This is a genomic window from Muricoccus radiodurans, assembly GCF_050154705.1.
In the GTDB taxonomy this organism is placed as follows: Bacteria; Pseudomonadota; Alphaproteobacteria; order Acetobacterales; family Acetobacteraceae; genus Roseomonas; species Roseomonas radiodurans.
Map to the genome: position 1 here is coordinate 1201940 of NZ_CP189561.1, position 20450 is coordinate 1222389.

Sequence of the window (20450 nt, forward strand, 5' to 3'; positions counted from 1 at the left end):
TCCGGCGCGGCGCGGGCGCGAAGGTGCACCGCGAGCACGATCGGGAGAGGGCCGTCTGCAAGTGGTCGCCGGAGGGAGCGGGCCGTGGTCCTTACGGCTCGGCACCGGGCCGGGCATTTACCAGCGATTGATGGGCTCGTCGCACAAGATGCAGATCGAGTGTGGCATCGTTCGGCCGATTGCCGCTGCTGGCGGAAGAGCGGCCACTCATGAGACTGCTGTACGTCGACCCGCGCCGGCGGACATCAACGACCCGCTTGGTATGGCGGTGCATGGAGGCGCGACACGCGGCACCGATCGTTTCATCGGCCTGCAAGAAATAAATGTCTCTGACATGCAGATCATTGCGTACGGGACGATCTCGGATGCTCTAGCTGGCATGGGCAGCCCACGCCGACGGTCGGGCCGGTTCGCCTGCGAGACCCGCGTTATTCTGGAAGGGTAATTCCTTCTGGGTGAACGAGATGGAACGCGACGCCCGGCATTGTTCAACGCTCGGCGGCCGCAACGAAGCGTCCGGCACCAAAAAGCAGGGGCTAAGAACCTGCCGGAAGGGCCGCCTTTGCTGCGCTGATCCTAAGGGGTTATCGCCGGAGCAAGCACTTCGAAATGACGCTGCAGCTCCCGGAACAAGGGACCATGAGTGATCCTAAGAAGACCGGCTGATCGCTGTACGCGGCCCGGTGTGATGCGGATGGATTGCTCTGCGTCGCCGCGACGGCGCAGTGAGCCGCATGCAGAAGCTCTTCTTTCCGCCTGCTGCCACGGCTCGATCACTTGGGATGAAAAAAGGTCTTGTCAATACGAAGCGGGGGCTGCGTGCCAGGCCGAAAGAAGACGATCGACAAGATGGGACGGGGCGCATCAGCTCCGCCCCATGAAGATCAGGCGAGCTTGAGGCCCACCGAGGAGGACGGCAGGCAAGTTTCGCGGCCGAGCTGATCCATTCTGCCCGCTGGGTCGCATCGGCCACTTAGCAACAGCCAGTGGGGGGAGAGGCCAACTCCGAGGCGATCGTCCCGCGGTGCCACATCCAAGTTCCGACTAACACCAGGGCTGCAAGCGACATGGCGGTGACAATGATGAGGACCGTGAGCAGATACCGGCGCTTGGGCATCCCGGGGCGCTAACACAATCCTCAGTTGCATAGAAGTCGTGTTTTGTCTCATAGAACGCCAGTCATTCTGCTTCGGATGATGTACAGCGATAGCCGTGGGTGGCTCGCACTCTGTCGACATGTTCCTGTCGGCCGGGGTGGGTTCCCTGACACCCGGTCCCCGGCCTAACCGCACCCCCGAAGTAGCAGGGCAGCGGGGGCGGCGGCTGGCCTAGCTTAGCCTGTATCGCTCAGCCCAGCCGCATTTGTCTGCGCAACGGTCCGACACAGGCACCGCAACTGCTCTTGGGGACCGAATCGCTGCCAAACTGCGGGCACGAGGCAAGTCGCCGATGTTCTCGAACTCGTCGTCGGCGAGAGACGGCCGTGGTGGTGGCGACCGGCGCGGCACCCGAAGCAGCAGCGGCCGGACATTCCCGGTGCGGCGGGACTAGCAGGTCACGCTCTGCCGAAACAAGGATGTGGCCTGTGATGAACGTCGGCGGTCCTGTGAGCGTCGCGATCAGGACGTCGGACCCCGCACCGTCGCCGTCTTGTCGAAGGACAGGACCCCGCTCGCGGTGTTGTGGAAGCAGCTATCGTCTGCATCCCTCGCCAAACCAGTGGTGCTCGCGAGAAACTGCTCTGGTGCGATAACACAGGACGACATCTGCTCCCGGGTTCTCGGGACGGCCGAACGTTGCTGCCTGTCCGGTGTGCCACTCAAGCCCAGGTGGACAGTTCTTCAATCCCGACATGAGCCATCGGAAGAAGGTGCACATCTTGGGTCTCACGAGGGTGAACCCCGAACCTGTGGAATGTTCTTCAACTGATGAATGGATTTTTTCCTTGATTTTCCTCGTTCATCGCCAAGTCGAGGACGCGTTGGTGGCAAGGGTTTCGCGACCGTTGGGTCGGGGTATCGCATCCCGCCATCTCACCCGCTTCAAGCCTGGAAGACGGCCACTCCGGGCAAACAGGGAATGGTGGCGGGGCCGCTTAGGCGAGGGGCGACACATATATCCTGCCACCTGTTCGCTGCAGCGTTCTTCGGCAGCTTGGTTCGGGTGTTGCTGGTGTATGTCGTGTCTCAGCGGCTGTCTTGATCAACAGTCTGCCCCCGCCGCGCGTGGCTTCGAAAGGCTCTACGCCGCCGAGCTCCAAGGGAAACCGTATGGTGGCCAGAATCACCGGCCAGAGTGGTCTGTGTTCGGTTTCGGGACTGCGGATGATCGAGTGACGGGGGCCGCAGACCGCGTCGAGCAAACACTGCTCAGCCCAGACGTCAACGAGCCAAGGGGTAGGGGTGGTGGGCGCTCACGGGCTCGAACCGTGGACCCGCTGATTAAGAGACACCGCGTCGCATGTTCCGCAATGTTCCGCCACTTTCCGCATGCTCACGCAAGCGCAGAGAATTCGCGCCTAGAATGGGTAAACTGACCTCCGCATACCTCCGCTTCTTCTCGCTTGTTTCCGCAGCGAATGTCCGGGTAGTGTCCGGGCAGAGCGGGCCCGCTGATTCGTGTCCGGGCAGGAGCATCGCGGCATGGAGCGCGTATCGGAGACGGCCCGGATCACCAAGGCGACGATTGACGCTGCCTGGCGCCGTCGACGACCAGACCTACGGTTGACGATCCGGGACACCGAATGTCGAGGTCTTGCTCTGGTTGTGAATCCGACGGGTATGGCTTGGGCGATTTCCTGGCGCCCGCGGGGAATGGACCCGAAGACGGGACGTCGCCCAGCGATGCGGGAACTTGTCGTCGGCACGCCCGCCACACACTCGCCTGAGCAAGCACGGGCAGCAGCCGGAAAGGTGAAGGGAGACGCCAAAGCCGGCGGTGATCCCTCCAGCAACCGACGGACCGCGATCGAGAAGGCCGCACGGGACCGCGCCGCCATCGTCGAACAACTTGTCGACGACTATGCGGAGGCGCTTCCCCTACGTCCAAAGCTTCGCGGTAAGGGCTCGCTGAGACCCGGGTTCATCTCGGACGAGATCGCCAACCTTCGGGCTGCCGTGACGACGATGAAGGTCGGCAAACTTTCCGTGTCCGCCATTGGAGGGAGAGAACTGCGCGCGCTCCTCACGGCAGAGGCAAAGCGGCCAGCAACGGCGCGGCAGAGGTTCGGTGCGGTCTCCCGGTTCCTGGACTGGTGTCAAGATGAGGAACTTATCCCGCTTAACCCGTGCCTCACGGTCCCTAAGAGCCGGCGGCCGCGTACAGTCGACGCTCGCTCGCACCATCTGTCCGTCATCCAGTTGGCTCAGCTTTGGCATGCGGCAGGCAAGGCTGAAGCTGACGCTGAGGGATCCGGGTTCGGGCCGGTCCACCGCGACTTCGCCCGCTTCCTGATCGCAGTCCCCTGCCGGCGCGGTGAAGCGGCCTCGCTCGACTGGGCACACCTCAACGTCACGGCCGGTATCTGGAATCTGCCGGGCAAGTTGACGAAGACCGGCGACCCCCACCGCCTCCCCCTCCCCTCCTTAGCCCTGGACATCTTGAAGGAGCGCCACGCTGCGGCAGGCTGCCCGGCGGCCGGGCTCGTGTTCCCCTCCCCGAGAGCCGGAAGAGCAATTTCGACGTTCAGCGATATCAAGACCGGCCTGGACAAGGCGGCGGGCCTATCCGGTTGGCGCTGGCACGATTTCCGCCGGTCCTTCGTCACCGTTCTCGCAGAACACGGCGTCGCAGAGGCTGTCGCCGACGCCATGCTCAACCATCGACAAGCGGCGACCCGCGGCGGCGTCCTGGGTGTTTATCAGCAGGCCCGGCGAGTGCCGGAGCAGGAGGCTGCTATGCGACGCTGGGACGAGCTGCTGACCGCCGCCATCAAGGGCCGGCCAGACACGGTGTCAGCGGTGGTGTCCTTCACGGGGCGACGCTGATCTTCATTTTCAGTCCACCCCTGTCATTTTCGGTCGGACAGGTCGGACAGGTCGGACAAGCCTTATTCTATAGGCCTTTTTTGCTGTCCGACCTTCCTTTGGTCGGTCGGGCAGGTCGGGCAGCGGCGTAACCGGGAAAGCTCGGCTCGCTCGTTCCGTGCCGCAGTCTGAGGCCGCTGACCTGAGATCATGGCCACCTCGCTTGCACTGTGGGGCTGCTTCCAGTTCATCTCGCGCGCTGCCGTGCTCGCCGTTCGGCACCTCGCGAGCAAAAGTTAGCCCTCCAAAGTCCGATCTGACGCTCTGCATTCCCGACGCGTCGCTAGGCAAAGGGTGAGAACACCGCGGGTTGCACGCGTTTGGCAGCGGTCCAGAGATCGCGGCTCAAACGCTGCGATGAAGCCGGTTAAGCCTCCGGCCGCTTACGGAACATTGTAGCGTTCTTGTTGACAGAATGGCCTGCCCTGCCGTAGTCGCTTGGGAGCAGCAACCCAAGGTTGAATATGAGCGACACGATTCCCGCCAATGTCTCGACCTTGGCAGCGTTGCAACTCGACACTCTGACCTTCGGCGCGCTTGAGACTTCCGGCGACCGAGACTGGTATCGGATCGAACTCACAGCCGGGCAGAGTTACACTTTCCTTGAACTCGGCTCCGCGTCAGGGGCAGGCTCGATTTCGGACGCATATCTCTTCCTTCGCGACCAGAATGGCGCCGGGTTACGATCAAACGACGACTTTCATGGACTAGATTCGGGGATCGTCTACACGGCGACGTACACCGGCACGTACTTCGTAGATGCGGGTGAGCTCGACGATGATACTGGCTCGTATGCGCTACTTGTGACTGCGCAACCCGTACTAGCGTCAGGGTCATCTAACGGAACCGCTGTCGGCGAGACGTTCATCGGGTTCAATTATGGGGATGAGTTCAGTGGTGGTGGCGGCAACGATGTACTGTACGGATTCCTAGGGGACGACACTCTGACTGGTGGTGCCGGGTCGGACAGCCTAGTTGGCGGCGACGGCACGGACACTGCTTCCTACGCCGCATCGGCCAGTCGCGTCAGTGTCAACCTTGCCCTGGGGTTGAGCGAGTTCGGTGACGCGCAGGGCGACACCCTTTCGGGCATCGAGAACCTGATCGGGTCAGATTTCAACGACGTTCTGACCGGCGACAGCAACGCGAACGTCTTGAACGGAGGTGTCGGCGCCGACGTTATGGAAGGCGGATCCGGCGACGATTTCTACTACGTGGACGACGCGGCCGACCAAGTGGTCGAGAGTACCGGTGGTGGCTACGATGTCGTCTTCGCATCCGGCAACTTCACGCTTGCGGATGGGCTGGAGATTGAACAATTCCGGGCCCAGGCGGGAGTGTCCGGCGTTACGCTGACGGGCAATGAGCTAGCTAACGAAATCTATGGCGCGTCGGGCGACGACACGCTGGATGGTGGAGATGGGAGCGACGTTCTGATCGGGCGAGACGGCGCCGACGACCTGACCGGTGGGTCCGGCAACGACGTCTTCTACGTGGACGCACTCGATTTGGTGCATGAGGCTGCGGGTGGCGGCTTCGACACGGTCTACGCGGCCTTCGGCTTCACGCTGGGCGCAGGCGAGGAGGTCGAGGCTCTCCGCGTCTTATCTGGCTCTACGGGCGCGGCGCTGACCGGCAACGAGTTGGTCAACCGGATCTACGGCGATGCCGGAAACGACACGCTGAACGGCGGTGGTGGCGCAGACATCCTGACCGGCAATGGCGGGGCGGACGACCTGACGGGCGGTGCAGGAGACGATGTCTTCTACGTGGACGGGCTCGATGCCGTGCACGAAACGTTGGGGGGCGGCTTCGATGTCGTCTATGCCGCCGCAAGCTTCGCCCTGGCGGCGGGCGAGGAAGTGGAGATGGTCCGGGCCGTCGCGGGCTCGGCAGGACTGACGCTGGCCGGGAATGATCTGGCCAACCAGCTCTATGGCGCATCCGGCGGCGATTCGCTGAACGGAGGCGGGGGCGGTGACGTGCTCGTCGGCGGCCTGGGCGCCGATACGCTCAACGGAGGCGACGGCGTCGACGTCCTAGTTGGCGGGGCCGGGGCGGACACCTTCATGCTGAGCATCGCCGCCGCCGATCGCGACGTGGTCAACGACTTCGTGAGTGGGACCGACCGGCTCCTGGTGATGACGAATGGCGCTGGTGGCCTCCCGCCAGGTGTCCTCGCCCCGGAGCAATTCCTGGCCAACGGAACGGGGCTGGCGGGCGATGCCGACGACCGCTTCGTCTACAACACCGCGACCGGCCAGCTCTTCTTCGATGGCGATGGCACGGGCTCGGGGGCGCGGATCCAAATCGCGGCACTTACGGGGGCACCTGCCCTCGCCGCGAGCGACCTCTCGATCTTCGCACCGGTCTAGCCGGATCGGGCCGGCGGGCTGGTGCTGCTGCGGATGTAGAAGAGGCCGCCCCAGTTTCCCTGCGGGGCGGCCGCTGGCGAGAACCTACGCCGCGCCTCCGCTGATCAGCACCACCCCAACTCGCGCTCCACCGTGGTGGCGCGCTCCGGTCATGTAGGTTACGGCACCGGCGAATTCGACGGCCGCGAGTATGGCACGTGGAGCGCCCCCCATTTCGACCGGACAGGTGGCGTAACCTGAGGGCCTAGGCCTGAGCCTAGACATACGGCTATGTCCAATCCCGTTGAGCGCGTCGAAATCATCACCGGCCGCGAGCGCCGCAGGCGATACAGTGCCGCCGAGAAGGTCCGGCTGGTGGAGGAGACGACCCAGCCGGGCATGACGGTCTCGGCCGTTGCCCGGCTCCACGGCGTCTCCCCCAGCCTGCTGTTCGGGTGGAGGCGTCGCATGGCCGAGGGGGGCCTGGAGGCGGTGCGGGCGGACGACGACGTGGTGGCCGCAAACCGTGTTCGCGAGCTCGAGGCCAAGGTCCGCGACCTGGAGCGCCTGCTCGGGCGCAAGACCATGGAGGCCGAGATCCTGCGGGAAGCGTTGGACGCTGCCCGGGGGAAAAAGCCCGGCTTGCGGCTGCCGTCGCCTCCTCCGGCCGGTTCCCGGTGAAGGCGGTGGCCGACACCCTGGGCGTTGCCCGATCCAACCTGGTCGAGCAGCTGAAGGGGCCTGGACGCCGCCGCGGCCCCTATCAGCGCGAGGGCGACGATGCGCTCCTGGCCGAGATCCGCGCCGTCACCGATGCCCGGCCCACCTACGGTTACCGGCGCGTCGCCGCCCTGCTGAACCGGGCAAGGCGGGCCGGTGGAGAGCCGCCGGTCAACCGCAAGCGCGTCCTGCGCCTTATGCGGCGTGCCTCGCTCACGCTACAGCCCAGCACCGCAAGGCGCGCCATCCGGGCGCACGAGGGCAAGGTTGTCGCCCCAGCGTCGAACCAGCGCTGGGCGTCCGACGGCCTGGCCATCTCCTGCTGGAACGGTGAGGTGGTCCATGTCGCGTTCGCCATCGACACTCACGACCGCGAGGTCATGGCCTGGGTTGCCACGGCGGGTGGGGGCATCAGCGGCGAGATGATACGCGACATGATGCTGGCCTGCGTCGAGGGCCGGTTCGGCAATGTCCGTGCACCCCATCCCGTCCAGTGGCTGGCCGACAACGGCTCGCCCTACACGGCCAAGGACACCGTCGACTTCGCCGCCGCCCTGGATCTCGTCGCCTGCTTTACTCCGCCCCGCAGCCCCGAGAGCAACGGCGTCTGTGAGGCGTTCGTGAAGACCCTCAAGCGCGACTACGCCCGGGTGAACCCAAGGCCCGACGCCATCACCGTCCTCCAGCAGCTCCCTGCTTGGTTCGAGGATTACAACGCCGCCCATCCCCACTCCGGCTTGCGCATGCTCTCACCCCGTGAGTTCATTGCCCACCAATCGTCCACCCCAGTCACCTGTCCGGTTTGATGGGGAGCACTCCAGCACGGGCCTCCGGGCGAGTATCGAGCGATGGGACGATACGGTCGTGACCGCGCTAAACTAGCGCAGCAGATGAGCGCAAGCAGCGCCTTCAGAACGCAGAGCGTCCCCTAACCCACGGGTGTCGAAGTTCGCCACAACCAGTCGGCCCGCCGTGCCCGTGACCTTGGCCACGAGTGATAGTTGCCGGGTCCAACTCGCCACCTGAGCGGGACCATTGGTCATCAGCACGGTGTGCCTGTCCTCGCCGACCCAAGTTGAAGCTGACAGGGTTTGCAACGACGACCCGATATCGACCAAGACGAAAGCCCTCGTGCCCGGCGAAGGCGCCGGTGCGACATCCGTGGGCCACTCAATCGTGGCTGCAGCCTGCGCAGCGTCGCACGCCACGATCAGTGTCGGGAGTTCGTCGGCGGAGAGCAGCCGGCCGCTTACCGGGTCATCCACCCGAGCCTGGACGGCATCCTGGTGGAACACGACCGTCCCACCTCCCAGCACTGCTCGTGTCCACGGTACCGGCTGCGGGAGAGGCTGCTGCGACATGGCGGCGGGCGTGCAGGCGACAGCGAACACGGCCGCGAAGACGACGCGACGAAGGATCACGGCGAGGTTCCTGAAGGCAGCGTTGCCCGGAGCGGAACGAAGCACGGACGTCGGTCGTTGCCAAGATGCACAGCTGAGCCAACTCGCCGCCGACCGGATCCAGGACGCGTCCCGACCCAGCCGGCGGCGGTGCTGCTAGGCCAAGCTCACCCGGCGGCGGCGAAGCAGACCCAGACCAACCAGGCCAGCACCAAACAGCGCCAGTGAAGCAGGCTCCGGCACCGCGGTAGCATCTACGAGTGTCACCCGCCCGAGGCGGTCAGGACCGTAGGACGCGCCGCCTGCCACAGAATAGCCGAAGCTCTGCGAGAGCCGCAGAACCACGTCAGTGTTGGTGCTCGATACGAATTCCTGACCAGGGTAGTAGTTCAGGCCAGCAATAGGCCCGGTGAAATACTCGACAGGGATCGCAAACTCGACTGCAAGCATGGATGCAGCGATCGCAACCGCCACCCCAGTTGCCATTACTGAGCCCGACATACCAGGCACGAAAGCGTTCACACCATTCGAACCGATTTCAAAGCCAAGATCCGAGCCATTGTTGTTCGCGGGATCAATGTCGAAATAGACATTGGCGAAAGGCGCTACCGAAGATCCGCCGAGATCCGGACGCGCTTGGAAAAAGCCATAGTAGTAGTCGCCAGAAGCACGCGCATAGATGTCGTAGGCCACGTACCTGCTCTCATTCGTCGGGGCAGCAAAGTTGCTATCTGGAGCGAGAGGGTTGAAAGCGACGGTCGCACGAGGGGCGCCGTACTCTCCCGGCGAGTTCGTCCCGTCGACCCCGATGGGCGCAGCGAGAACGGGTGATGAGATGACCGCCGCGATCGCGGCAAGTGCAAACAGCTTGTTCATGCAGACGCTTTTCCTCTGATCTCGTTGAGCGGGACCGCCGCCAAAGGTGCGAGGGCAATTCTTGTGCCCAGAACGGTACGGACTAACAATCAATCACTTAGACAGCGTTAGCCAGCATCAATACGAAAAGTGTCAATCATCTCGACGATTCGAGCTCTGAGGGCACCGCAGTGTTCGTCGTACCCGTCCGGCGAGGGCCGCCTTCTGTGAGGGATGATGCTTTCTGACCTTAGTGACGCTCGTAAGGGCGACGCTAAGGACGGGGGCGGGATGGAGATCATCACCGGCGTGGAGCGTCGGCGTCGCTGGCGCGACGAGGACAAGTTGCGCGTGCTGGCCGAGACGGAGCAGCCGGGAGCACGGACGTCCGAGGTGGCGCGGCGGCACGACATCAGCCGCGGCCTGCTCTGGTACTGGCGGCGTCAGCTGCGGCAGGGGCGCCTGGTGGTTCCCGGTGCCCCCGAGCCGGTGTTCCTGCCGGTGCAGGTGAGCGACCCGGTCCCGCCCGGGCCTGCGGCACCCGCCGTGGCGATCGTGGATCCACGGATCGAGATCGCGTTGCCGGACGGCACCCTCGTGCGGGTGGGTGCGGAGGTGGATGCAGCGGCGTTGCGGCGCGTGCTGGCCGCCTTGCGGCGGTGATCCCTGTCCCCTCCGGTGTGCGGGTGTGGCTGGCGGTGGGCCACACGGACATGCGCCGCGGCATGAACGGGCTGGCGCTGCAGGTGCAGGAGGCGCTCGGGCGCGATCCGCACGCGGGTGACCTCTACGTGTTCCGCGGCAGGCGCGGCGACCTGGTCAAGATCCTCTGGCATGACGGGCTCGGCATGTCCCTCTATGCCAAGCGTCTGGAACGGGGGCGCTTTCTGTGGCCCGCGACCACCGGCGGTACCGTGTCCATCTCCTCGGCGCAGCTGGCCTACATGCTGGACGGGATCGACTGGCGGAACCCGCAGCACACCTACAGGCCGCAGGTCGCGGGCCGCCTAAAACTTCTGGACCGCGACCTCGGTGCTGCGGCCGAAGATGCCGCCCACCAGGATCGGCGCCCCGCCGGACTGCAGGTTCAGCGCCTTCTGCACGCGCCGCACCGCCTCGCCCGCCTGCCCGATGCGGACCATGCCGGCGATTGAGGGAGGCACACTGGCGCCGGCGAGGGTGGCGAAGTTGGCGGCCAGCTTGATATGGCAGCCGTGCACCGCGTAGCCCGCGCCGTTGTAGCCTCGGGCCAGGCGCGCGCAGGTGGCAAGGTCGGCGCTGACGGCGCGCGGCTCGTCCGCCAGGCCAGAGCCGCCGAGGAAGGCCACGAAGGTCTTCAGCTGCTCCAACTCGCTGACCTGCTGAGCGGCGACGAAGGAGTAGACGTCGGCGAACCCACAGCGGGCGTAGTTGGTCCCGAGGATCAGGCCAGGCCGATCTCGGTCAGCACGACGGCGCTGATCTGGATCTCGGTGGCGCCGGACAGGGCGGCAGCGCGCCGGAAGTCGTCTGGTCCGAGGCGGGGCCGCCCATCGGGGCCGGTTGGCAGAGGGCGCAGGACAGTGGCCGCGCGCACGGCGGCGGCCGACAGCGCGGGCGCGCTGACGCTCGTGGGTGTGCTCCGGATGCCAGGGGTGCCCGGCGTGCCGGCCGGGCGCGGCTGTGGAATGGTGCGAGGACGCGTGGAGGATCTGATGAGTGACGAGGCTGCGGGCTGGCTGCCGATCGAGACGTTCCCGGGCGACACGCCCTACTGGACTTCACCGGCCAGCCCCGGCGTGCGGTATTACGAGAACGTCAGGGTGAAAGGCCCGACCTGGGCGGGGCAGTACGGAGATGATGACTACCCGAACGAGAGCGATCTGTGGTTCGGCCCGGAAAAGGAGGCGGTTGGGTCTACCAACAGCGGTGTGAACTTCTTCGAGACGAGTGGAACTGCGCCCAGTGGGTACCCGGAATACTTGCGGGCAACCCATTGGATGCCGCTGAAGTCAGGCCGGCCCTAGCAGATCGTCAGGCCGCCCCCCACGCCGGGGCCTGCTTATCAGCGTCGGTCGGCGGCGCTGGCTCCTGTTACGCCCAACGTTTGCGCAGAGCCGGGAGCTAAAGCTCTACCGCGTGGTGCTCCGGCGGGGTCTCACCAGCACGCGCCAGCGCCATGACGGCGGCCGGGTGCGCCAGCTAATCGCCCACGATGTGCCGGACTAGCGACGGCCCGCACTCCATGGTGAGCGGGAACACCCCCGCCAGCAGGGTGCCATGATACAACTCCTGGTTGTGTATGAAGCCCGAACGGCGTAGATGAGGCAGACCGCCCTCGACCTCTGCCCGAAGCAGTGCCGGCCCGGAGATTACGATGCATTGGCTAGAACTGGCCGGCCTCGCGGCAGCAGGGCTCGTAGCGACGGCGCTTGCAGTCCTACTGGCTGGATGAGCCCTTCCGATCGCTTCTACTTGCGTTCGATCTGAGGACGCCTACTTGGCGGCGCGCGGGTATTCAAACCCTGAGTGCAGGCTGCGCAACGTTGGTATCACGCAGGACTGCGTTCACTCGTGTAAGCGCAGCGCCGGATGACCCAGATGAAACGAGCATCGGTGGTGCGAAGGGTGCAGATCGCTGCAATTGCTGCGGGTGGCATAGCGACTATGACGCTGATCGTGCGGCTTATCGATTGGTTCGCCGGATGGGTGCTTCCTCGGGTTTAGCGAGCAAAGGGCGTGCTTACACTTACCTCCCGCTTCCTTGAATGCACGCCGTACTACCAGCCCCTCCCCTAATCGCCATCCGATACCCATTCGCTTAGAGGATTGCCTATCTGCGGAGACGTGAAATGCGTCGTTCCGAGCTGGTCGCGATCGTGGCAGGGAGCATTCTGATGGCAGGAGTGCTCATCTCAATACAGGCGTGTCTTACGTAGAGCGGCGTGCCGATCGGGTGCGGAAACGTGTCGAGCCCACCGAAGCAGGCGAAGCTAAGGTCGAGGGACTGCGGCGGCGTGGATGGGACACGCGGCTCTCGGTGCTGGTCTGTGCTTCACACGCTCTCGGATGGTCCTGAAGGTTTGTCGGTTGATGGATGGAACTATCCGCTGATTAAGCCGATCCCGAATTCGGCCCGCAGCGCGCCCCTTTGGTCCAGGTTGGTCAAAGGTGCTTGCGGCGGCACTACCTGCAGTAGTGCTTTCACGTCCCCGCCATCAACCCCTGGTCGCTTGTATCGATTTCGGAAGGGTCCCAAATTCGTTTCATAGGCCGGCACAAGGTCGACCGACCCACATCCCTGGGAGGCGGCGCTTGCTGTGGTTGGCGACCCTGCTCCGACATGCAGCCCTGTGGCTACGGGCACCCAGGCATCTCCGGCCACATTGGCGAGAGCGGCCGAAGTAGCGGCACCGCCAGATCAGCTCGAACCAATCTCACCCCGGAGACGCACATAAGGCGACCGGACGCGTGGCCTAGCGGCGCGGAGCGATATCGATCGGTTCCACACTACTATTGCATGGCGGGGAGTTCGGTCCCGCCGGTCGGCGAACAGGCGACACCGTCGCAACGAAATATTTGGCGCTGCGGAGTTCTGCGGAAGTCGTCACGCTAGGGCGACGAAGGGCATGGGGCTATATTCGTGCAGGTCTAAAAGGGCTGGCCAGAATGAGGGAGGCAGCTTCGGGTCCGCAGTCGGGAATATCGTCGCCGCAGTCTGCAGATCCCCACATGGAGGCCGCAGATCCGCTGCAGATCAACGCACGGGATGCACTGCGCCGCTGGGCGGAGATGCGCGCTGCGGCCTGTGCCGCGCTGATCGAGAACCTGGACCGCCACGTCTCCGTCCATGACGCGGTGACAGCCTATAACGTCGCGCTCGGGAACCCGGAGCCGCAGGCTCGCATGGCGGCGTCGCAGTTCGTGGCGCAATACCTCTACCCGCTGCACGCGATACCAGAGACGGGGCGGGCACAGTAATGGTCGGATCGAATGGTGCACTCTGGGGCGGCTTGAACCCGTATCCCCGTGGACTGCTGGGCGGCTTCTCCCTGATGCCCTCCAACGGGCTCTTGGGCTACTCGCAGCGGCGCCAGCAGCCACAGAAGCAGCAGGAGACCCCTGGCTTCTACGATCCGCACGGCGTGCTGAACGGCGGCAGCGGGCAGACGAGCGACACCTCGTTGGGCAGCAACCCCGGCCAGATTGGCGGCCCGAACAGCCTGGGCGGCTTCACGCCGACGACCGCGGCCAACATCGCGGCCGATCTGTCCGGCCGGGTCGGCGGACTGCTGGGCGGGATGCCTGGCAGCATCCTCGGCGGGGCGGTGGGTGTCGGTCTCCAGGCGGCCACGACAAACCCGGAGCTGGCCAACATCGGCGCCCCGACCCTCGGCCCGTCCGCCGTCGCCAGCGCCGCCCTCAACGGCATGAGCTTCGGCCTGCTGGGGACCAGTATCGCGGACGCGCGGGAGAAGGCGATCAACGAGATTGCCCTCGGCTACATCGGCCCGACTGCCACCGCGCTGGAGCAGGCGTTGCGTGGTGACATCACCGCCGGCCGCGCGCAGTTCGGGCCTCCGGCGATCGACATGACCACGCACGACCCCATGGGGCAGCCGGTCGCGTCGGGCTTCGGTGGTTACGCGCAGAACGCGACCGCCGGGATGGCTGGCCTGGGCTATGCGGCCGACCTCTCGACGGACCCCTACAGCGGCGGCGTCGGGACCTCAGGGGCAGTCGGCAGCGCAGGCGTCGGGCTGGGGGACACCTCAACGGGTGGCTTCGGCACCGACGGAGACGGGTTCCGCCGCGGCGGCTACACGGGCGCGGGGGACGACGGCGTGGTGCAGCCCGACCGACCGGCGGGAACCGTGCATGAGGGGGAGATCGTCATTCCGGCGGAGATGGTGCAGCGCCTCAGCTCCCCTGCCCTGCTGGGGCTGCTTCAGCCGCAAGGATTGTTGCGCCAGTTCAGTTCCGATTGGCGCCACGGGGGCTTTGACCCGGAGGACCCCGATACGCCGCGCGAGAAGTGCATTGCGATGCTTGGGAAGACGGCCGCTGCCAGACTATCCGGATTGGCGATGAGCGCGGCGTGATAGGTCTGCGATGAGCGCGACGCGTTGGCCAGCCCCCTTTTCTGACGTTGCCTACCAGGGCTGGCCTTGGGTCGCCGCTGATGCTGAGCAGAGGAACGGGGCCCGTCGGTGAGCAGCCCCCATTTCGCTACCCGCCTAGCCCGGCTTGAGGCCGCGGAGGCACCGGTCGTGCAGGTCATCGTCGTCCCCGAGGAGATGGACCTCACCGCGCGCGATGCCTGGGCCGCGCAGCGCCTAGCGAACCTCCCGTGCCAAGTCCGGCCCCTGCTGATCCGAACCGGTGTCCCGCGAGGAGATGACCATGCGGCTTAGAATGAGGCTGGCCCGGCTGGAGGCCATCACCCTCCCTCCGCCGCTGCGGCTCATCGTCGCGCCGCCTGGGCTGACCGCTGCCGAAGCCAAGGCATGGGAGGACGAGGCGCGGGCCGCTCTCCCCGCCGGGGTGCGCGTGAAGGTGTTCCGCTTCCTGGAGCCGAGGGACCGATGATCGCCCGATTGAACACTCGCCTCTCTCGGCTGGAGGAGGGCCGCGGCGGGGTCTGGCGCGCCTGGCTGGGGGTGCCGCTGGACCGCTGGCCCGACGAGGCCCTGGTTGGTCTGATCTGCAAGGATTCCGGCCGACCGTTGCCGCCGCCCGGGGCTGACTTGGTGGCGTGGCTGCCGGACGCGGAGCTGGAGGCGCTGATCGTCACGGCTAGGGAGGAGGGGACGCCATGCTCCGCACACTGATGACGCGGCTGGAGCGGCTGGAGGGTGCTATCCAGGCGTCTGGGCAGACCATCCACGTCGAGCTGCCGCCCGATGGCATGGCAGAGGCCGAGTGGCCGGCCTGGGCCGCAGAGGCGCGGGCGCGCCACCCGGCGGGCGACCGGGTGCTCCTCGTCCGGTTCGTCACCCCGCGGCATGGCGGCACGCTGAGGGCTGGGCACGCGTGATCCGGGACCTGCATCGCCGTCTGCAGAAGCTCGACGGAGGCAACGCGAAGGCTGTCATGCTGCCTCATCGAGAGGGGTGGTGGTCCTGGCGCGAGACCCCGGTGCGGGAATGGCCGGAGAGCGTGCTGGAGGCGTTTGATCGGTCGAGCAATCTCCGTGACCCGCTGGCTGGCGAGACGCTGCGAGGCATCTCCGACGAAGATCTGGACTGGCTGCTGGCGCGCGGTCTCGCGCAGGCGTCAGAGGTGATAAAACAGATCCACACCTGGGCGGACACGGCGAGCCAGGCGCAGATCGTCGCCATGGTCGAGGAGTTCCACCGATGCTCCGCGCCCTGATGTCGAGGCTGGAAAAGGTCGAGGCCACGCGGAGGCCTGCGCCCTCCTACTGCGTCCTGCTGCCGCACGACGCGTGGGACCACGGCGAGGAGCATCTGGAGGCTGTCACCATGGCGGCGATCGAGGAGAACCGGCGCCGGACAGGATGGACAGGGAAGGTGCTGGTCGGGCCGATCCCGTGCGAGACGACGGAGGAGTGGGATCGGCGGTATTGCACGCGGTGAGATGGGGTGTGGTGGTGCCGGTAATGAAGTTTAGAGGATCAGAAGACCCGATCGGCCCAAAGCAATGAAGGCCGCCCAAAAGAGCACGCTGTAAAGCACGACAATCAGTGCAAGGATGCAGACGGCCTCAGCAGTTCGTCGGCGGCGGATCATTCTGCTGATATCGAGGTAGCTCCCGCTGGTCCGATGAGCTTGCATGGCGAGTTGGGCTTAGTGCCCATTCTCCGGTCGGGCACTAACCCAGGTGATAGTTTGGCTTTGCCAAATGCTCTTCAGATCAGTGATCCATTTGGCAGGAGCGACCATGCAGCATCCCGTTTCACCTGAGATGCAGTCGTGCATCGACGCATGCCTGAACTGCTACGAGACCTGCCTCAGCATGGCGTCGCAACACTGCTTGCCTATGGGCGGCAAGCATGTTGAGCCGGAGCACTTCCGGCTCATGATGGCGTGCGCCGAGATCTGCCGGACATCGGCCCACTTCATGCTGATCGGCCTCCCCGAGCATAAGATCACCTGCCGCGCCTGTGCCGAAATTTGCGAGGCCTGTGCCGCGAGCTGCTTGGCTGTAGGCGAGATGGAGACTTGCGTGGACGCGTGTCGCCGGTGCGCGGCAACCTGCTACAAAATGGCCGCTTGAAGGGGAGTTCGTCCCAAAGGTTCTACAATCGCCAACACCTTCAGCACCCTGGAGGCTCGCCTTTGCGCCCGGAGATCCAGAACCTCCGGGCGCTTCGAGATGCAGCCTGCTAGGCAGGCGAATGCAGGGCGTATTGCCGGGCCCGCTCGGCACGCTGATCTCGCTCCGACTTGAAGATGAGAACAGCACCGGCTGCCATGCCGAGGATGGCGCGCAGGTACGGTACTCCGAGAGCAAAACAGATTATGGACAACAGGCCAAGGATGCCGGCCGAGGCCCACGGGCGCTTCGCGATGAGATCCCAGACGGGTGCCGTGGAGCGGATCAAAAGGCTGAACAAGGCATGCATGCGGTTGGTCTCCCGGACTTCCTCCCGCGCCACAAATTTGACGCAATTTAACCTGGGGGGCCTTGGACCTCGAACCTAGTGTCTAGTTGACGCGAAGTGTTGCGGGACGGTAACCGGTAGTTCAGTCCGCTGCACTTTGTTGGATGCGATTGGATCCGGGCTGTTCACGGTCAAGCTTTCGGTCCCGCCGCACTGTCCGCGACAGCGCCGCTCACGTCCGTGAGCGTGGACCACTGGCCAGCCTGCTCCTGTGGAATGACGGACAGAGAGCCATCCGTCTCAAGCACCACGGCGCTGATCACGCTGATGTCGCCGATCCCTTCGCCCCGAATGGCGGCGCGCACTTCCTCCTCCGTCACCCGCTCTGCCCGCATAGCGCCTTCGAGGAAGGCACCGCGGTGTAGGAGCAATCGAGGCTCCGCCTTTACCAGCCGACGCACAGCCGCCGAACGGACGGATGTCCAGGTGATGGCGTACTGCAGCAGCGCGAGGAGCGCGAAGGCCAGGACACCTTCGGCGAGCACCACGTCCTTGGTCAGGAGCACGGTCGCCAGCGTTGAGCCGAGCGCCACCGTCACGATGAGATCGAAGGCGCTCATCTTCGTGAGCGTCCGCTTGCCCGTGACACGCAGGAGAAGGACGAGGGCAGCGTAAGCGAGGGTGCCAACCACGGCCACTCGGAGCAGCCCGAACCAACTGTCGAAGAACACGGCCAACTCTCCACCACTCTTGATTGCATGAACCATCAGGGGCTCCGCCCGTTGCTGCTCAGGGGGTTTTGCCCGCCCCCCCTCCCGTAGAGGGCGGTGTGGAGGACGGCGATGCGGAGTGCGGACGGGCGGCTTCTTGCCTGGGTGCTCGCAGCCCTCCTGGCCGCGCTGAATATCGCCGGCTACGTCTTCGACCTTTACAGCGCCTTCTGGTGGTTCGATCGGGTGCTGCACGCTGGCACCATTCTCGCGCTCACCTTCTGGCTCGCGATCCTCGTCTTCCACAAAGCCCTAAGAGATGGGCATCACCTGCTGGTTCTCCTCCTGATCGCTTCGGTCGGCATCGCGGCCGGCGCCCTCTGGGAGGTGGCCGAGTGGGCCTTCGACGCGGTCGCGCCGGGGAACGTGATCAAGGGTAAGGACGACACCCTCATCGACGTAATCATGGACACAGTTGGCTCCTTCGCTGCCGCCCTCCTCGCGCTTCGCTATCGGCCTGGCCCGGGGCGAGCGGCGGTGCCGCTGGGAGAGCCCTCGCGTGTTCGCTGAGGCGACGAGCCGGCTCTCGGACCTCGGCGCCTCGGCTCTGGCGGTCCTGCCGGGGCTTCTTATCGGCCTCCTCGTCTTCGGCATCGGGCTGCTGATCGCGCGCGGCGTGCGGGCCGGGGTGCGGCGGGCGCTCGCGTTGCGGCAGGCCTCCGCCGACGTAGCGGGGGTGCTCGGGCGTATCGCAGGGGGCGTGACGATCCTCCTCGCCTTCCTCATCGCAGCCTCCGTCGCCTTTCCCTCCGTCTCGGCCGCTGACCTCTTCAACCTCCTCGGCATCGGCGGCGTCGCCATCGGCTTTGCCTTTCGCGACGTGCTGCAGAACCTCCTCGCCGGGATCCTCATCCTCCTTACCCGCCCCTTTCGCATCGGTGATCAGATCCGCCAGGGCGACGTGGAAGGCACGGTCGAGGACGTCTGGGTGCGGGCAACGGTGCTCCGGACCTACGACAACCGCCGGATCCTCATTCCGAACGCCTCCCTTTTCACGAGCCAGATCGAGGTCATCACCGCCTACGAGAAGCGGCGCCTCCAGTTCCCGCTCACCATCGGCAACGGCGACGACATTGCCCTGGCGCGAGAGACGATCGAGCGGGCGCTGCGCGGCACGCGAGGCGTGCTGGCCGATCCGCCACCCGAGGCCCTCGTTACCGGCCTCGGGCAGTCCGGGGTGGACCTCGTCGCCCGCTTCTGGATCGACCCGCCCCGGCGGCGCGAGGCGGTGGACGCCCTCGACGGCGCGGTGGAGGCAGTGAAGGTGGCGCTGACTGAGGCGGGCATAGACCTGCCCTTCCCGACCTCCCAGCTGCTCTTCCACGACCAAACCGAGGAGACCGACGGCGACCGTGCCCGCCAGCGCGAGGGCTGGCCCGCCGCGGGCCGCGCGGTCCCCCGTTCCCGCTTCGCCGCGCGGCACGAGGCGGAGCAACGGCGGGCGGAGGAGGGGAGTACGCCCCGGCCACCCCCGCCGTGAACGCCGCGCTTCGCGAGCGGCTGGAGGCGCTGGGCGATGCCTTCTGGGTCCGCCCGGCTCTGCTCGTGCTGGCCGGTGTCCTCCTCGGCCAGGGCGGTGTCTGGCTTGAGGGGACAGGCTGGTCAGACGCATTCCTGCGGTCCGGTTGGGTCTATGCCGGGGGCGAGGCGGGAGCCCGCTCTCTCCTCGGTGCCGTCGCGAGTTCGACTATCGGGGTCGCGGGCACGACTTTCTCGATCACCGTGGCCGCGCTGTCCCTTGCTTCGGGCCAGATGGGACCGCGGCTACTGCGCAACTTCGTCCGTGACGCCGGCAACCAGGCCGCCCTCGGGATCTTTCTCGGCACCTTTGCCTACGCCCTCGTCGTTCTTCGCACTGTGCGCGCGACCGACGAGGGCGCCTTTGTGCCTCATCTCGCGGTCACCGGCGCCCTCGTCCTGGCCCTCCTCTGCGTCGCCACCCTCGTCTGGTTCGTCCACCACATCGCGTCTGGCATCAACGTCGAGACGGTGATCGACCTCGTCCACCGGGACCTGCGGGAAGCTGTGGCCCGGCTCACCCTCGACCATCCGGACCCGGAGCCCCGCTCCGCGCCTCTGAAAGGACAGCCCGTCCGTGCAGCGGAGGGAGGCTACCTGCGGGCGCTCGATGAAGCGGGGCTGGCGGACTGGGCGGCTGAGGCGGGAGTGACTGTGGTCCTCCTTGTCCGACCGGGGGACTACGTGTTTCCCGGCGTGCCCGTGGCGGATCTGTCCCCGGCGGCTCCCGGGGACGCCGAGGAGCGGCTAAGGGGCGCCATGGCCGTGGGATCTCGCCAAGCGGCGGCACAGGACCTGGAGTTCGCCGTGCGACAGCTTGCGGAGGTGGCTATCCGCGCGCTCTCGCCCGGCATCAACGATCCCTTCACCGCCATCGCGGTGCTGGACCGCTTCGGCGACGTGCTCTGCGGCATGGCGGGGCGGCATCTTCCAGGGCCGGCGGTCCTACGGGACGGTCGCGCCGTTCTCTTCCGTCGCGCCACCGACTATGCCGGCCTCCTCGACGCCATGTTCCGCATGATCCGGCAGAACGGCGCGGAATCGGCCGCTGTGCTCGTGCGTCTGATGGAGGTTCTCGCGGCGGTCCTATCAGTGGAGTGCGACCCGGCCCGCCGCGTCGCGCTCCTCCATCATGCCGATCTCGGCCTTGCCGCGGGTCGGAAGGGATTGAGAGACCCTGGAGCACTCCCCGATCTGACGGACCGTCACGCCAGCCTGCCCTGGGACGCCTGAATGGGCCCGTGTGGGAGCCAGCACGGACG

22 protein-coding genes and 1 pseudogene are annotated in these 20450 nt (G+C 65.9%); 17 read left to right on the plus strand and 6 right to left on the minus strand.

Translation table 11 applies throughout. From position 1 onward, the window contains the following. The first annotated feature begins 2642 nt into the window (after nucleotides 1-2642). The 3 genes from ACP6CK_RS05920 to ACP6CK_RS05930 all read left to right on the plus strand — a co-directional run bounded on the left by ACP6CK_RS05920 (nucleotide 2643) and on the right by ACP6CK_RS05930 (nucleotide 7905). Entirely contained in the window at nucleotides 2643-3986 is a 1344-nt protein-coding gene (locus ACP6CK_RS05920) for a tyrosine-type recombinase/integrase (RefSeq protein WP_426957957.1), read from the plus strand. Nucleotides 3987-4489: 503 nt separating this feature from the next. Beyond that, nucleotides 4490-6400: a calcium-binding protein gene (locus tag ACP6CK_RS05925; RefSeq protein ID WP_426957958.1), complete on the plus strand. Its 1911-nt coding sequence runs from the start codon at nucleotides 4490-4492 to the stop codon at nucleotides 6398-6400. A 270-nt stretch (nucleotides 6401-6670) separates the two neighbouring features. Continuing rightward, a protein-coding gene (locus ACP6CK_RS05930) for an IS3 family transposase (protein ID WP_426957959.1) occupies nucleotides 6671-7905 on the plus strand; the annotation gives its coding sequence in 2 pieces (ribosomal slippage) (nucleotides 6671-7019 and nucleotides 7019-7905; 1236 coding nt in all). A gap of 72 nt (nucleotides 7906-7977) precedes the next feature. Here ACP6CK_RS05930 and ACP6CK_RS05935 read toward each other — a convergent pair. Together ACP6CK_RS05935 and ACP6CK_RS05940 are read right to left on the minus strand one after the other, a co-directional pair. Beyond that, a complete protein-coding gene (locus tag ACP6CK_RS05935) occupies nucleotides 7978-8520 on the minus strand; it encodes a hypothetical protein (RefSeq protein ID WP_426957960.1) in 543 nt (180 codons plus the stop codon). 135 nt (nucleotides 8521-8655) lie between these two features. Beyond that, nucleotides 8656-9375, minus strand: coding sequence for a PEP-CTERM sorting domain-containing protein (locus ACP6CK_RS05940; protein WP_426957961.1), 720 nt, complete (start codon nucleotides 9373-9375; stop codon nucleotides 8656-8658). Between the two features lie 270 nt (nucleotides 9376-9645). On the opposite strand from ACP6CK_RS05940, the gene tnpA reads away from it, so the two are divergent. Together tnpA and tnpB are read left to right on the plus strand one after the other, a co-directional pair. Continuing rightward, nucleotides 9646-10017, plus strand: a complete 372-nt coding sequence (gene tnpA / locus ACP6CK_RS05945) for an IS66-like element accessory protein TnpA (protein ID WP_426957962.1) — start codon at nucleotides 9646-9648, stop codon at nucleotides 10015-10017. Further along, complete coding sequence (gene tnpB / locus ACP6CK_RS05950) at nucleotides 10014-10508, plus strand: IS66 family insertion sequence element accessory protein TnpB (protein WP_426957963.1); 495 nt, start codon at nucleotides 10014-10016, stop codon at nucleotides 10506-10508. The genes tnpA and tnpB overlap by 4 nt, the downstream gene beginning before the upstream one ends. Nucleotides 10509-10541: 33 nt before the next feature. On the opposite strand, the pseudogene ACP6CK_RS05955 reads toward tnpB, so the two are convergent. Together ACP6CK_RS05955 and ACP6CK_RS05960 are read right to left on the minus strand one after the other, a co-directional pair. Then, a pseudogene (locus ACP6CK_RS05955) lies at nucleotides 10542-10781 on the minus strand (N-acetylmuramidase domain-containing protein); the annotation flags it as partial. Further along, nucleotides 10778-10930: a hypothetical protein gene (locus ACP6CK_RS05960; RefSeq protein ID WP_426957964.1), complete on the minus strand. Its 153-nt coding sequence runs from the start codon at nucleotides 10928-10930 to the stop codon at nucleotides 10778-10780. The gene ACP6CK_RS05960 and the pseudogene ACP6CK_RS05955, both read right to left, overlap by 4 nt. A gap of 118 nt (nucleotides 10931-11048) precedes the next feature. On the opposite strand from ACP6CK_RS05960, the gene ACP6CK_RS05965 reads away from it, so the two are divergent. The 9 genes from ACP6CK_RS05965 to ACP6CK_RS06005 all read left to right on the plus strand — a co-directional run bounded on the left by ACP6CK_RS05965 (nucleotide 11049) and on the right by ACP6CK_RS06005 (nucleotide 16572). Next, nucleotides 11049-11360, plus strand: coding sequence for a hypothetical protein (locus ACP6CK_RS05965; RefSeq protein ID WP_426957965.1), 312 nt, complete (start codon nucleotides 11049-11051; stop codon nucleotides 11358-11360). Between the two features lie 1705 nt (nucleotides 11361-13065). Continuing rightward, nucleotides 13066-13314 carry a hypothetical protein gene (locus tag ACP6CK_RS05970; protein ID WP_426957966.1) on the plus strand — a complete coding sequence of 83 codons (249 nt, stop codon included), beginning with the start codon at nucleotides 13066-13068 and terminating at the stop codon, nucleotides 13312-13314. Nucleotides 13315-13388: 74 nt separating this feature from the next. After that, nucleotides 13389-14435, plus strand: coding sequence for a hypothetical protein (locus ACP6CK_RS05975; RefSeq protein ID WP_426957967.1), 1047 nt, complete (start codon nucleotides 13389-13391; stop codon nucleotides 14433-14435). Nucleotides 14436-14736: 301 nt separating this feature from the next. Beyond that, nucleotides 14737-14922, plus strand: a complete 186-nt coding sequence (locus ACP6CK_RS05980) for a hypothetical protein (RefSeq protein WP_426957968.1) — start codon at nucleotides 14737-14739, stop codon at nucleotides 14920-14922. 8 nt (nucleotides 14923-14930) lie between these two features. After that, nucleotides 14931-15164 (plus strand): hypothetical protein, encoded by a 234-nt coding sequence (locus ACP6CK_RS05985; protein ID WP_426957969.1) that lies wholly within the window; start codon nucleotides 14931-14933, stop codon nucleotides 15162-15164. Next, nucleotides 15149-15370: a hypothetical protein gene (locus tag ACP6CK_RS05990; protein WP_426957970.1), complete on the plus strand. Its 222-nt coding sequence runs from the start codon at nucleotides 15149-15151 to the stop codon at nucleotides 15368-15370. The genes ACP6CK_RS05985 and ACP6CK_RS05990 overlap by 16 nt, the downstream gene beginning before the upstream one ends. Nucleotides 15371-15426: 56 nt before the next feature. Continuing rightward, nucleotides 15427-15708: a hypothetical protein gene (locus tag ACP6CK_RS05995; RefSeq protein ID WP_426957971.1), complete on the plus strand. Its 282-nt coding sequence runs from the start codon at nucleotides 15427-15429 to the stop codon at nucleotides 15706-15708. Continuing rightward, nucleotides 15693-15932: a hypothetical protein gene (locus ACP6CK_RS06000; protein WP_426957972.1), complete on the plus strand. Its 240-nt coding sequence runs from the start codon at nucleotides 15693-15695 to the stop codon at nucleotides 15930-15932. Before ACP6CK_RS05995 ends, ACP6CK_RS06000 begins: the two co-directional genes overlap by 16 nt. A 304-nt stretch (nucleotides 15933-16236) precedes the next feature. Beyond that, on the plus strand, nucleotides 16237-16572 hold the full coding sequence (locus ACP6CK_RS06005; RefSeq protein ID WP_426957973.1) for a four-helix bundle copper-binding protein: 336 nt from the start codon (nucleotides 16237-16239) through the stop codon (nucleotides 16570-16572). 109 nt (nucleotides 16573-16681) lie between these two features. Here ACP6CK_RS06005 and ACP6CK_RS06010 read toward each other — a convergent pair whose 3' ends face one another. Beyond that, entirely contained in the window at nucleotides 16682-16921 is a 240-nt protein-coding gene (locus ACP6CK_RS06010; protein ID WP_426957974.1) for a hypothetical protein, read from the minus strand. A 170-nt stretch (nucleotides 16922-17091) separates the two neighbouring features. Continuing rightward, entirely contained in the window at nucleotides 17092-17667 is a 576-nt protein-coding gene (locus ACP6CK_RS06015) for a DUF421 domain-containing protein (protein WP_426957975.1), read from the minus strand. Between the two features lie 75 nt (nucleotides 17668-17742). On the opposite strand from ACP6CK_RS06015, the gene ACP6CK_RS06020 reads away from it, so the two are divergent. Genes ACP6CK_RS06020 through ACP6CK_RS06030 form a run of 3 tightly spaced genes read left to right on the plus strand, consistent with a single transcriptional unit; the run spans nucleotide 17743 to nucleotide 20421 of the window. After that, complete coding sequence (locus ACP6CK_RS06020; RefSeq protein ID WP_426957976.1) at nucleotides 17743-18180, plus strand: hypothetical protein; 438 nt, start codon at nucleotides 17743-17745, stop codon at nucleotides 18178-18180. Next, a complete protein-coding gene (locus ACP6CK_RS06025) occupies nucleotides 18170-19150 on the plus strand; it encodes a mechanosensitive ion channel family protein (RefSeq protein ID WP_426957977.1) in 981 nt (326 codons plus the stop codon). The genes ACP6CK_RS06020 and ACP6CK_RS06025 overlap by 11 nt, the downstream gene beginning before the upstream one ends. Next, a complete protein-coding gene (locus ACP6CK_RS06030) occupies nucleotides 19147-20421 on the plus strand; it encodes a DUF2254 domain-containing protein (RefSeq protein ID WP_426957978.1) in 1275 nt (424 codons plus the stop codon). Before ACP6CK_RS06025 ends, ACP6CK_RS06030 begins: the two co-directional genes overlap by 4 nt. Nucleotides 20422-20450 lie beyond the last annotated feature (29 nt).

Excerpts from the sequence above, each read along its gene's own strand:
- ACP6CK_RS05920 (WP_426957957.1), top strand. The coding sequence starts at position 2,643 with ATGGAGCGCGTATCGGAGACGGCCCGGATCACCAAGGCGACGATTGAC.
- ACP6CK_RS05925 (WP_426957958.1), top strand. The coding sequence starts at position 4,490 with ATGAGCGACACGATTCCCGCCAATGTCTCGACCTTGGCAGCGTTGCAA.
- ACP6CK_RS05940 (WP_426957961.1), bottom strand. The coding sequence starts at position 9,375 with ATGAACAAGCTGTTTGCACTTGCCGCGATCGCGGCGGTCATCTCATCA.
- tnpA (WP_426957962.1), top strand. The coding sequence starts at position 9,646 with ATGGAGATCATCACCGGCGTGGAGCGTCGGCGTCGCTGGCGCGACGAG.
- ACP6CK_RS05965 (WP_426957965.1), top strand. The coding sequence starts at position 11,049 with ATGAGTGACGAGGCTGCGGGCTGGCTGCCGATCGAGACGTTCCCGGGC.
- ACP6CK_RS05970 (WP_426957966.1), top strand. The coding sequence starts at position 13,066 with ATGGAGGCCGCAGATCCGCTGCAGATCAACGCACGGGATGCACTGCGC.
- ACP6CK_RS05975 (WP_426957967.1), top strand. The coding sequence starts at position 13,389 with ATGCCCTCCAACGGGCTCTTGGGCTACTCGCAGCGGCGCCAGCAGCCA.
- ACP6CK_RS05980 (WP_426957968.1), top strand. The coding sequence starts at position 14,737 with ATGCGGCTTAGAATGAGGCTGGCCCGGCTGGAGGCCATCACCCTCCCT.
- ACP6CK_RS05990 (WP_426957970.1), top strand. The coding sequence starts at position 15,149 with ATGCTCCGCACACTGATGACGCGGCTGGAGCGGCTGGAGGGTGCTATC.
- ACP6CK_RS05995 (WP_426957971.1), top strand. The coding sequence starts at position 15,427 with ATGCTGCCTCATCGAGAGGGGTGGTGGTCCTGGCGCGAGACCCCGGTG.
- ACP6CK_RS06000 (WP_426957972.1), top strand. The coding sequence starts at position 15,693 with ATGCTCCGCGCCCTGATGTCGAGGCTGGAAAAGGTCGAGGCCACGCGG.
- ACP6CK_RS06005 (WP_426957973.1), top strand. The coding sequence starts at position 16,237 with ATGCAGCATCCCGTTTCACCTGAGATGCAGTCGTGCATCGACGCATGC.
- ACP6CK_RS06010 (WP_426957974.1), bottom strand. The coding sequence starts at position 16,921 with ATGCATGCCTTGTTCAGCCTTTTGATCCGCTCCACGGCACCCGTCTGG.
- ACP6CK_RS06015 (WP_426957975.1), bottom strand. The coding sequence starts at position 17,667 with ATGGTTCATGCAATCAAGAGTGGTGGAGAGTTGGCCGTGTTCTTCGAC.
- ACP6CK_RS06020 (WP_426957976.1), top strand. The coding sequence starts at position 17,743 with ATGCGGAGTGCGGACGGGCGGCTTCTTGCCTGGGTGCTCGCAGCCCTC.